Genomic DNA, 11,756 nt, shown 5'->3' on the forward strand with positions numbered 1-11,756 from the left:
AAAACGGAACGCCGCCCGGCCTGTAGGAGCGAGCATGCTCGCGATGGTGGTCAACGATGACGCGGGGAGCCTGACACCCCGTGGAGCCCTCAGGTTTTTCGCGAGCATGCTCGCTCCTACAGGGCCCGCCGCGAGGGGCAAGAAAATCAAAAGAAAAAGCAAAAGCAAAAGCGAGGCGGCCTTATCGCCGACCTGATTGCAGGTGTGTCTGCGATCCCATTGTGGGAGCCAGCCTGCTCGCGATGGACTTCCAGGCACCGCGTTCATCCAGACGGGGCGCGTTATCGTTAACGTCAATCGCCAGCAGGCTGGCTCCCACAGGGGATTGGGGGTATCCGCAAAGATCAGGTCGGCTACAAGGCCGCCTCGCTTTGTTTTTGGCGCCCCGTTAACCATGTGTCCGGTCCGTACCGGCGCTTGAAAAAGGGAGTCGCCGTAAGGGCGAAATCATAAGTGGCCGTTACCGCAGGAATGGATACACACCCAATCCAGTTCTTAACTACAACCCCATGCTTGAGTGAACAGTATTGCCCCTTCACTTGAGCTTTTTTCTTACAGGAACACACGCATGAACCTTGGAATAGCAGGACGCTGGGCGCTGGTGTGCGCTGCCAGCAAAGGCCTGGGTAAAGCCTGCGCCCAGGCACTCGTCAGCGAAGGCGTGAACGTGGTGATCACTGCCCGAGGCGAACAGGCACTGAATGAAACGGCCCGTCAGCTCAGGTCGTTGAATCCTGAAGTGACTGTGATCGCCATCGCCGGCGACATTGCAACACCAGAGGGGCGTGCGGCAGCCCTCGCGGCCCATGAGCATTTCGACATCTTGATCAACAACGCTGGAGGCCCTCCTCCCGGGGATTTTCGCGACTGGAACCGCGATGCCTGGCTCAAGGCGCTCGACGCCAACATGCTGACCCCTATCGAGTTGATCAAGGCAACGGTAGACGGCATGGCATCCCGCGGATTCGGCCGCATCATCAACATCACCTCGAGTGCGGTCAAGTCGCCCATCGAAAGCCTGGGCCTGTCCAACGGCGCACGCAGTGGGCTCACAGGGTTTATCGCAGGGCTTGCCCGGCAGGAAAACCTGGCCAGCCGTAACGTGACGATCAACAACCTGCAACCGGGCTCGTTCGACACCGATCGCCTGCGTGACAACCTGGTCGCTGCCGCGCAGGAACTGGGCCAGGACAGTGAAGCATTCCTCGACGAATGCCGTAGCGAAATTCCCGCTAAACGCTTCGGCTCACCCGAGGAGTTCGGCGCTCTTTGCGCCTTCGTGTGCAGCAGTCATGCGGGCTATCTGACCGGGCAGAATCTGTTGATTGATGGAGGGGCCATTCGCTCCAGCCAATAAAATGGCAGGCACACTGGCCTGGATGCTTTCGCCCTTCGCTCAGACCCGTCACTACAGCGCAGTTTCGAACTGCGCTTGTTTTTCTTCAGCCCGTAAATCTTTTCAATGACAAGTGCCTCGCTGGCGCCTGCCTACCATACCTCCAAGGTATCGATTAGCACCAAAATGATATTAGACCCCACAGGACATCACACTTAGCCTGTGATCAGGCAGGGTCTGCCTGTGCGTAAAAACTATAAAAAATGCCTTACTGATTGGAGCAGTCATGAGCACTCATTATTCAATTCCCGAGCTGATCGATAGCACTCGAGTCAGCTCTTTTCAGTGGCGGGTTTTCGCCCTTTGTTTTTTCGTCGCCATTCTTGATGGATTCGATACCCAAGCCATTGCCTTCACCGGTCCCTCGATCACTGAGGCATTCGGACTCGGCGCAGGCGCCTTGGCGCCCATACTGACCGCCGGAATTGTCGGCATGGTGCTCGGTGCCATGGTACTGGGCCTGATGGGCGACAAATTCGGCCGCCGGCCCGCCATTATCGGGTCGGTTGCCTTGTTCGGTTTCGCCTCCCTGGCAACGGCATTTGCCCAGACTACCGAGCAGATCCTGGTCTTGCGCTTTATCGCCGGGCTTGGCATGGGCGGTGCGACACCCGTGGTTCTCTCGCTCGCCGCCGAGTATGGCAGCGCAAGACAACGCGGCACGATCATGACCACGGTCCTGCTCGGTTTGCCCGCTGGCGCCATTCTTGGCGGATTGCTGGCTGCGAAAATGCTGCCCTCGATTGGATGGCAAGGCATCTTTGCCGTTGGCGGTATCGTGCCACTGGTACTGATGGTGGTCTTGATGTTCGCACTGCCGGAGTCGTTGTATTTCCTGACCCGGCAACGGACCCATGGCAGCGTTGAGAAGATCGGGAAAATTGTCGCCAGCATCACCAGGAACCCAACGCTCCCGGGCAGCACCTACAGCGTCCCGGAAGCCGATGTAAAAACCAGCGTCACCTCCCTGTTCTCTGGCGGCCTGGCGCGCAATACCTTTGGCATATGGACGGTCTACCTTTTCAACTGGGTGGCATGGTTCATGTTCCTATCCTGGCTACCCACTGTTCTCAAAGCAACGGGACTGCCGGCAGAGCAGGCACCCATGGGCACTGTTGCGGTCAACGCCGTGTTTGTCGTGTGTGCCATTCCGCTGTCGATCATCTTGCCAAAAATCAACGTTCGGCTATTGCTGCTGGCCTTGTTTGTGTTCGGTATTGCCCTGTGCCTGGGCCTGGCCAACAGCGGCACCCATTGGGCGCTGGTGTTCACCCTCGCCGGTCTCGCAGGCCTGGGCATTGGTGGTCAGCAAATCGTCTTGAACTACATGGTTGCCCAGGCGTATCCCACCGCATTGCGGGCAACCGCAACCGGCTGGGCGATTGGACTGGGCCGGGTGGGCGCCATCATCGGATCGGCAAGCGGCGGCTGGTTTCTGGAGCACGGAGGTCCTGCCGGTTATTACTCAGCGCTGATCGTGCCGTTGGCGATAGCAGCGGCAGCACTCTTGATCATTCGCACCCAAGCCGATGCACCGGCTAGCCAACCTGTCGCGGCGCATTGAAGGACAAGGACCAACACAATCGCGCCCCGGCGCCATCGCGCGGGGGCGTTCCTTTCATCGCCAGGCGATGACGACGCTGGCAACCGGGGTGCAGGCGCATGTGCCGTTTGACCTCAACTGCGCATCCGCCTGCAACACTCAGTCAAAACGGAACGAGGCGCCATAAGCCGAGGCAGGCAAATGACTCGAACCGTCGGCGCGCAACCGTGAACGCAAGGTGCCACTTTGCGGCCGGGTGCGGTATAGCCCGCGCTTTTGCAACTCGGGGATGACCAGTTCAACGAAATCCTCAAGGCTGCCGGGACTGATCAGCGGGTTAAGCATGTAGCCGCTGGTGCCGGAGATTCGCGCATGCTCCTCGATGCGCTCGGCCACCTGGTGTGGCGTGCCCACCAGGATAAGATCGCTACCTCGGGTGACCTTTGCAAAACGCTGTTTGACGTCACCCGCGGTCAAGGGTTTACCACTGCCATCAGGATGCACCACGTAGGAAGTCATGCCTTCGGTGTGGGTGGACAGTGCCTCATTGTCGGCGTAGCGGCCGATATCAATACCGGTATCACCCGCGTAACTCACAAGCTGTGCCTGCAGGTGATAGTTGCTTTGCAACTCGTCATATTTGCGCTGGGCTTCGATTTCTGTTTTAGCGGTGACAATACGCAACACCGTCAGCGACTTTACATCTTCACGGTGACGACCGCGTGCCTGGGCCTTGGCCCGGATTTCCTCCAGCCCCAAGCGAATCTCCTGGGGGTTGGACTTGGCAACGAAAATCAACTCGGCGTGTTTGGCGGCGAATTCACGACCGCGCCCCGACCAGCCCGCCTGGATCAGCAACGGCGTGCGTTGTGGCGATGGCGAGGTCAGGTGCGGCCCGGCCACGCGGTAATGCTCACCCGCATGATTGATCGCACGCACGCGCTCGCCCCGGGCGTAGAGTTGGCGCGTCTTGTCCGCGACCACAGCGTCGTCGGCCCAACTGCCCTCCCAGAGTTTGTAGGCCACATCCAGGAATTCTTCGGCGCGCTCATACCGGTCATCGTGCTTGATCATTTGCTCCAGGCCGAAGTTGCGGGCGGCGCTGGACAGGTATGAAGTGACGATATTCCAGCCGACCCGGCCATTGGTGAGGTGATCCAGGGTGCTGAAGCGTCGGGCATGGGTAAAGGGATGTTCGTAGCTGGTGGTCACGGTAACGCCAAAGGCCAGGTTCTGCGTGACGGCGGCCAACGCCGGGATGATCATCAGCGGGTCATTGGCCGGTGCTTCAACGGCCCATTTCATCGCCGCATCAGCGTTGCCGCCAAACACGTCGTAGAAACCCAGTACATCGCCAAAAAACAGCATGTCGAGGTGCGCCTGGTCAGCAATGCGCGCCAGGTTCGACCAGTAGCCGAGGGAATTGATTGCCAGGCGTTCATCAGCCGGGTGAGTCCAAAGGCTTGGCGCACCGCCACAGCCCACGCTGGCTTGCTCATAGAGCGCAAACAGAAGAGGAGTTGGATCGGACATCGTGGTTCCTGATTAAGTAAGAAACGGGGGGCGAAACATCAACGCGGGTTCTTGAAACCTTTGCCGTAGTGGCGTTCAAGGCGGTGCTGGATCAGTTCAAGCCCGATGGACAGCAACCAATAGATGACGGCGGCGGTGGTGAGCATTTCGATGTAGCGATAAGAAGAACGCCCATAGGACTGCGCCAGGAACATGACCTCCCACACACCCATCACTGAGATCAGCGATGAGTCCTTGAGCATTGAAATGAACTGACTGGTTGTCGGAGGGATGATCGTGCGCATCGCTTGCGGCAAGATGATGTGCAAAAAAGTCGCTGCCGGCCTGAGGCCCAACGCCATCGCCGCTTCCCGTTGTCCGGGGGCTACCGCCTGGATACCGGCACGAAAGATCTCGCTGAGGTAAGCCCCGTAATTAAGCGAAAGCGCAATGATCCCCGCACTGATAGCGCCAGGTACGACGCCCAGTTGCGGCAAGCCCAGGTAAATCAGCAGGATCTGGATCAGCAGCGGCGTGCCGCGAAAAAAAGAGGCATAGAAACTGGCGATGCCGTAAGCCACTGCGCTGCGTGACAGTCGTGCAAGCGCCGTCACGAAGCCCAGCAGCAAGGACAGGCAGATCGAACACAAGCATAGGAACAACGTCAGCGCGGCGCCTTGCAGGAAACCGTTCGGCCCCAGGTGCAGCCCAAGCAGATTCGGCAACTTCTCCAGAATGATCGAGAACTTCAGATCGAAGCTCATGAAAAACATGACGCACAATCCCAACAGCGTCGCCCACGTCAGATACAGGCGCGTGCGAAATCCCGATAACAGGTGAACACGACGCTTCTCGGTTTCGGCGGCCACCGTCGCTTTGGCCGGGTATGGGTTCTGGGCTGTCATTGGCTGATGTCGGCACCGATCCACTTCTGCGAAATGTTGCCCAGCGTTCCGTCAGCCTTCAGTTGGCCAATGACTTCGGTCACCTTGGCGTTCCATTGCGCATCGCCCTTTTCAATCGCCACCACGTTCGGTTCGGCATACAGCGCATCGCCAGCAATCTTGAAGCGAGGGTCCTGGGTGATACGCTCGCGGGCCGTGATCAGGTTGGTGACCATCGCGTCAAGGCGCACGCCTGTACCCAGTGCCAGGTCCTGGAAGGCAACGGTCTCGTTGTCGTACGGCGCCACCTGGACATTATCGAAAGGAAAACTCAAAGGCTTGTCTTCGGCACCTTCGATCACCAGGTCCTTGTTCAGGTAGGCTTCATAAGTCGAGGCGCTGATCACCCCGATTTTTTTGCCAGACAAATCCTTGCCTGCCGTGATCTTGTTGTCACTGGCATTCACCACGATCACCGCCGGCGACTGGTAGTATTCGACAGGGAAATCGAATACTTCGGCGCGGGCCTTGCTCGGGGTAATCGAGCACACGCAGATGTCATAACGACCATTCCAGTGACCGGCGGCGATGACATCCCAGGATGGTGTTTCCAGCTTGAGCTTCACGCCAAGACGTTGGGCAACCGCCTTGGCCACATCCACGTCAAACCCGTCCAACTGGTTTTGCTCGTTGAGAAAAGAGAACGGCGGATAGCTCTCCATCAGGACGCCGGTCAACTCGCCTTTTTGCGTGACGCGATCAAGGATGGCCCCTGCGGACGCTGTTGAGCAGAGAGTCAGCAAGGCCAGGCCAAGGGGTAAAAACGCTTTGCTTTTCAAAGACAAGTACTCCAATCAATCGAAAACAACTGATTAGATTAAAACGCAATATAAAAATCGTTAGTACTTGTTTTATGGAATAACAGGCTCATTTCAAGGTATATCAATCAGCACCGAATACACCGGCGTACGGACTCAAACAGCCGCCACTCTCGCGCCATTGCCGCTCACCTCGAACTGCCCCACCAGCTTCTGCAGTTTATTGGCATTGAGCCTGACCGTTTCGGCACTGTTTTGCAGCACCACCACGGTCTGGCGCATTTGCGTGGAGCAGTGGTCGACCTTCTTGATCGTCTGGCCGCAGTCGAGGCTACGAGTATTGAGCTGCTGGATGATCGCAAACATGCTCTCTACCGCCTGATGCAGCTGCACGTTTTCCGAAGAGGCATCCTCGGCCAGGCGCAGGCTGTTATCGACGTCCTTGACGCCCTCCTCCATGAAGCTGACGGCTTTTTGCGTTTCGTTCTGCAGGCCTTCGACCATCTGCCGAATGTCATCGGCCGCCCGGGAGGTGCGTGAAGCGAGGCTGCGTACCTCGTCGGCGACCACTGCAAAACCTCGCCCATGTTCCCCTGCGCGTGCGGCCTCGATGGCCGCATTGAGCGCCAGCAGATTGGTCTGGTTGGTGATGTCGCTGATCAGGCCGGTGATCTTGCCGATCTGGGTCATCCTGCTGTCGAGCAACTGCACGCTCGATGAAGAACGTTCGACCACATCGCGAATGGATTGTGTGCCTTGCTGCACGGCCAGAAATTGCTCGCGGGCACGGGTAACAACTTCATCCATCGCCTGTTTCATTTGTTCGGCGCTGGCAGAAGCCTGCTGGATCTCGCCCAGTTGGTCTTCGACGATCAGCATCATGCGATGCACCGCTTCGGAGACTTCGCTGGAAGTGTCACTGGCTTGCTGGCTGCGTCCGAGCATCATCTGATTGGTGGTGCCGACGCTGCTGCTGGCCTTCACCACTTGCCCTACCACCGAGTCCAGATGGTCGATGAAACTGTTGATCCAGCGCCCCATGTCGCCCGTCTCATCATTGGCCATGCGCTTGATGTCCAGGCGCTGACGCAGGTTACCCTCGCCTTCGGCAATGGTCCGGATCACGCCTGTCATCTCGTTCAACCTTGCCGCCAGGCGCTTGGGCCCGAGCCGGCTGAACAGGAGCGCGGCGCCAGCCATGCTCAAGACCTCGACGGTATCAATCATGCCCTGGTCCAGGCCACTGTAATGCTGGACCAGGAAATTACAGGCGAAGAGTCCAGTCATGGTCGCGATGTAGGGCTTCATCAAGCCGTGGCTGAGCGAGCGCCGGCGGTAGACCTCCTCCAGGTCGGCCTCGCACATCATGCCCCAGCGGTCCGGTGACCCTGGCAACTGGAAGGTAACGCCCTTGCCCACCACTGGAATGTGCCGGTAGTCGGAGTAACCGGGATACGTCACGAAGAGGTTGGAGCCCTTGCGGATAGTCTCGCGTACGCCGGGGTGCAGTTGTTGCGTCGCCGGGTCGGTGAAGCGCAGCTCAAGCTCGGTGTGCCGCTGGATCTGCACGGTCTTCCAGGGGGTGTGTACGCCACTCTTCAGATTTTCACCGTGGCTGAAGGTGCCGTCCTCGAAACGTGAGCGTGACAATGCGGTACCGGGCTCAATGGCGGGATCGAAACGCGATTGCGCCATGAACAGGTAATTGTCACCCGACTCGGCAAAAATGTGCCCGGCCTCACGCTGGATAAGATCGCCCAACACATCGTTGGGTATGCGGCCGCAGAGGCAGCCCAGGACTTTTCCATCGACCCTCAGGGGCTGATAGAACATCAGCGTGACTTCATCAAAGAAGCGCGAAGACGAGGGGCCGATTTGCAAGGTCAGCAGATCGCTGTAAGGGCCATGAAGGAACGGCGCCTTCAATCCTTGCGCCAATGCGCGGGTGTGCTCCAGCCGAGCTTTGCCGCGCTGGCTCCAGGTTGAAACGATGACACTGCCGCTGGCGTCAACGACAAACAACTCCGAAAAATCCTCCGCCTGGACGAGCTTGTCCACCAATGAAGTGCTGTCGAGGCTGGCGAAATCAGCACTCAGGTGTTCCGCCAGCTCCGCCAGGTGCTCCCACTTCTCGCGCGTCCAGTTCTGCAGCAACTGCACTCGGGTTTCAGCGATGGCTTCGAAGGTTTGCTCGATCACCGGATAAGCCGAGCGATTGAGCCAGCACGACCAGCCCATCGTGAGTTTTCCAGTCTTGCCGAACCAGGGTAGCCAGCGTTTTTCGTTGGCGGACAATTGCATGAAATTACTTGATAGCGACATCTACTTCGTCCATTGCGACACTCAGATGGCTAATTGATAGCAAATACCAGGCCAATTCGTGAGCAGGCTAACAAACTCATGGAAAGGAGTAAGGTTGACTTGGGCACCGGTTTTGTAGGCCGAGAAAAACGCAGGGCACCCCTGTCATCAAATGAAAAGAAAGTGTCGTCCGATGCGGGGTCGGCGCTCGCGGGATACGCGTAGAACACATCGCGTATTTTTTGATTTACCTGTTCCAGACCATAATAAAAATCCGTATAGGGATCGCATTTTATGCGTGTGAATTTGCCCGTAACCGACCATGAAAGATTATTCCCCGCCGATCAACGCCTGATCTCCACCACCGATCTCGATAGCCGAATCACTTACTGCAATGACGCGTTTGTCGACATCAGCGGTTTCACCTACGACGAACTGGTTGGTCAGACGCATAATCTGGTCCGGCACCCCGACATGCCGCCCGGGGTATTCGTGCATATGTGGCACACCATCAAGCAAGGCAAGCCCTGGATGGGGATTGTGAAAAATCGTGCGAAGAATGGTGATTTCTATTGGGTCAGTGCCTACGTCACGCCCATCTATGAAAACGGCCGCCTGAGCGGTTACGAGTCGGTTCGTTCGGTGCCCACTCGCGACCAGGTGCGCAGGGCAAGCGCGCTTTATGCAAGGATGCGCGCCGGCAAGCCGATCGTCGCGCTGAGTGCGCGGATTTTCCGGCCGCTGCAACAGGGTTGGCCATTACTGATGGCAACCACGGTTTCGCTGCTGGCTGATCAGTGGCTGGAAAAAGCGGCGGCCCAAGGGGTGCTGGTAGTGAGCCTGGGGATTGCCTGGTTCCTGATCGTGTCCCGACAACGCAACGCCATACAGCGCACCCTGGCCGAGCATCCGAAAGCTTTTGCCGACCGCTTGGTCGCACTCACCTACAGCGATAACCATGGTCCCCAGGGGCAACTGGACATGGCCATGCTCAGTGAGAAAGCCCGCTTGCAGACAGCCTTGAGTCGGCTCGTGGATGCCGGGGTCAGTGTAAAGGCCAAGGCGGCGCAATCATCCGAGTTGTCCGGCTTGCAAGCGCAGGCACTTGACCGCCAGCGCAGCGAAACCGATCAGTCCGCCGCCGCCATCTCACAGATGGCGGCCACCAACCAGCAAGTGACGCAAAACGTCATCAGCACCGCGCATGCCGCCTGCGAGGCTGACCAGTTGACCAGGGACGGCAGCGAGTTGGCCGGACAAAGCCTGCGCGCCATGGAGGCCATGAACGCCGCCGTCAACGAAATCGCCCAAGCAGTCAATGCGTTGGCGAGCGAGACGCAGTCGATCGGCAGCGTCGTGGATGTCATCACGTCGATTGCTGAACAAACCAACCTGCTGGCGCTCAACGCGGCGATCGAGGCGGCCCGGGCAGGCGAGCAAGGTCGCGGTTTTGCCGTGGTTGCCGATGAGGTGCGATCCCTTGCCCAACGCACCCGCACCTCAACCGAACAGATCCACGGCATCATCGCTTCCCTGCACATCGGTGCCGATCGCGCAGTCACGACGGCCACCCGGGGTGAACAGATTTCTCGCGACAGCATGCAGCGTGTCGAGGCGGTGCAGGCTGCCTTGGTCGGTATCAGCCAGGCCGTCAGCCGGATCACCGATATGAGCCAGCAGATGGCGTCGGCGTCGGAAGAGCAAAGTCACGTGACCGAAGATATCAATCAACAGATCACGCGAATTGCTCAACTGTGCGATCACAGTGCGGGGCAGGCCAAGCAAGGCGCGGCCATCAGCCAGGATCTCGAAGGGATGGCCGAGTACCTGCACAGCCTGGCCGAGCGATTTAACCGATAACCTAAAGCTCAGCGACGGACTGTCTCAGACCGTCGCTGGTGCCCGTTGACGCCAGCTATGCAAACCCAAGGAACGACAGGACCACCGCGACGATCACCACCACCCCGACGATGTAGATTATGTTGTTCATCAGTCCACCTCTCAATCTGAACAGGATTGCAAAACGCGGGTGCGACAACGTCCAGCTCATGCACCTTTGCTTGTCACTCCATTCGACAACGCACAGGGCGCATTGTCCCAATCAGCCGCAGCAGGACCAATGGTCTGCGTTCACCTGTCCTATGCTTCTATCCAGCCCCACCACTTCGGACATTGCCATGCCTGCCGACGAAACCACACTCCTCCAGAGCTGGCACCACAACGCCCACGCCTGGATCGAAGCCGTGCGCACCGGCGCCATTGAAAGCCGCCGCAATGTCACTGACCAGGCCATCCTGCTGGCGATAATGGGCCGCCAACCCGAGTGCGTGCTTGACCTCGGTTGTGGCGAGGGCTGGCTGTTGCGTGCATTGGCGGAACGAGGCATCGAGGTCGTCGGCGTGGACGGCGACGCTACGCTCGTCGAGTCAGCGCGGGCGGCCGGTGCCTCAACGGTGTACCTGGCCAGTTATGAAGAGCTGGTGGATTCGAAGGTTTCAATCGGCAGCGACTACGACCTGATCTGCGCCAACTTCGCCTTGCTGCACCAGGACATCATCCCCTTGCTCGCAGCCATGAACGCCCTGCTCGCCCCCGGCGGCGCGCTGGTGATCCAGACGCTGCATCCATGGACCGTGGCTGCGGGCGACTATCAGGACGGCTGGCGGGAAGAGACCTTCGGCGGATTCGAGGGGCAGTGGCAACCGATGCCGTGGTACTTGCGAACCTTGTCCAGTTGGTTCAATGCGCTGGACATGGCCGGGCTCCGGCTGGCGGGGCTACAAGAGCCGCAGCACCCGCAAAGCCCAGCGCCGCAGTCGTTGCTGTTGGTGGCTGAGCGGCGGGATGGTTTTGTTTAGAGGATTTTTTCCAGTTTCATCGTGTGGCCGAGCCAGGGCCGCAGGTCCTGCGCAGCAGATGGCAGCATATTTGGACTGGGTGTATGAACTCGCTCCCACTGGGCAGAACCTTCAAAAAGCCAATGTAGAGCAAAAGCTATGCGAGGCGGACTGACCTGATCGTTTTCATCCTGTGATGTTCCGCATCACGGTTGCGCACGGCTCAACTAATGCGTCGTCAGCGGAACGCGGAGCGTCCCTGGCGGCATTCCCACGCAGAGCGTGGGAACGATCAGCGACAGGAGATTCAGGTTCACCAGTAACAGTCAGGTCGGCTTTAAGGCCGCCTCGCTTTGCTGTTGATCGCGAGCGCCCCATTAACCACGACGGCCGAACGCAGGCATTGCGCAGTGGGTAAACCGGCAGGACGCCGGTTTAGCCGCGCTGGGCCAGGGATGGCCCATC

General features: G+C 58.7%; 9 protein-coding genes and 1 pseudogene. 5 read left to right on the forward strand and 5 right to left on the reverse strand.

Annotated elements, in window-relative coordinates; genetic code table 11:
• Positions 1 to 34: 34 nt before the first annotated feature.
• The 3 genes and pseudogenes from AC1Q8Q_RS29210 to AC1Q8Q_RS29220 all read left to right on the forward strand — a co-directional run.
• A pseudogene (locus AC1Q8Q_RS29210) lies at positions 35 to 121 on the forward strand (outer membrane lipoprotein carrier protein LolA); the annotation flags it as partial.
• Between the two features lie 447 nt (positions 122 to 568).
• Positions 569 to 1,357: an SDR family oxidoreductase gene (locus AC1Q8Q_RS29215; protein ID WP_168758147.1), complete on the forward strand. Its 789-nt coding sequence runs from the start codon at positions 569 to 571 to the stop codon at positions 1,355 to 1,357.
• Between the two features lie 265 nt (positions 1,358 to 1,622).
• Positions 1,623 to 2,960 (forward strand): MFS transporter, encoded by a 1,338-nt coding sequence (locus tag AC1Q8Q_RS29220; protein ID WP_489325006.1) that lies wholly within the window; start codon positions 1,623 to 1,625, stop codon positions 2,958 to 2,960.
• Positions 2,961 to 3,098: 138 nt separating this feature from the next.
• On the opposite strand, the gene AC1Q8Q_RS29225 is transcribed toward AC1Q8Q_RS29220, so the two are convergent.
• The 4 genes from AC1Q8Q_RS29225 to AC1Q8Q_RS29240 all read right to left on the reverse strand — a co-directional run bounded on the left by AC1Q8Q_RS29225 (position 3,099) and on the right by AC1Q8Q_RS29240 (position 8,475).
• A complete protein-coding gene (locus AC1Q8Q_RS29225; RefSeq protein WP_020800442.1) occupies positions 3,099 to 4,472 on the reverse strand; it encodes an LLM class flavin-dependent oxidoreductase in 1,374 nt (457 codons plus the stop codon).
• Between the two features lie 38 nt (positions 4,473 to 4,510).
• Positions 4,511 to 5,356 carry an amino acid ABC transporter permease gene (locus AC1Q8Q_RS29230; protein WP_083349115.1) on the reverse strand — a complete coding sequence of 282 codons (846 nt, stop codon included), beginning with the start codon at positions 5,354 to 5,356 and terminating at the stop codon, positions 4,511 to 4,513.
• The gene (locus tag AC1Q8Q_RS29235; protein ID WP_492615840.1) at positions 5,353 to 6,174 is read right to left on the reverse strand and encodes a transporter substrate-binding domain-containing protein; all 822 of its coding nucleotides are present in this window, start codon (positions 6,172 to 6,174) and stop codon (positions 5,353 to 5,355) included. The genes AC1Q8Q_RS29230 and AC1Q8Q_RS29235 overlap by 4 nt, the downstream gene beginning before the upstream one ends.
• Positions 6,175 to 6,309: 135 nt before the next feature.
• The gene (locus tag AC1Q8Q_RS29240) at positions 6,310 to 8,475 is read right to left on the reverse strand and encodes a methyl-accepting chemotaxis protein (protein WP_020800445.1); all 2,166 of its coding nucleotides are present in this window, start codon (positions 8,473 to 8,475) and stop codon (positions 6,310 to 6,312) included.
• Between the two features lie 273 nt (positions 8,476 to 8,748).
• On the opposite strand from AC1Q8Q_RS29240, the gene AC1Q8Q_RS29245 reads away from it, so the two are divergent.
• Entirely contained in the window at positions 8,749 to 10,314 is a 1,566-nt protein-coding gene (locus AC1Q8Q_RS29245) for a methyl-accepting chemotaxis protein (RefSeq protein ID WP_151142085.1), read from the forward strand.
• A 55-nt stretch (positions 10,315 to 10,369) separates the two neighbouring features.
• Here AC1Q8Q_RS29245 and AC1Q8Q_RS29250 read toward each other — a convergent pair whose 3' ends face one another.
• Entirely contained in the window at positions 10,370 to 10,504 is a 135-nt protein-coding gene (locus AC1Q8Q_RS29250) for a hypothetical protein (RefSeq protein WP_020800447.1), read from the reverse strand.
• A gap of 127 nt (positions 10,505 to 10,631) precedes the next feature.
• Here AC1Q8Q_RS29250 and AC1Q8Q_RS29255 point away from each other — a divergent pair, with 127 nt between their 5' ends.
• The gene (locus tag AC1Q8Q_RS29255) at positions 10,632 to 11,312 is read left to right on the forward strand and encodes a class I SAM-dependent methyltransferase (protein WP_492615841.1); all 681 of its coding nucleotides are present in this window, start codon (positions 10,632 to 10,634) and stop codon (positions 11,310 to 11,312) included.
• Positions 11,313 to 11,756 lie beyond the last annotated feature (444 nt).

The organism is Pseudomonas sp. GW823-FHT06B06 (assembly GCF_058795195.1).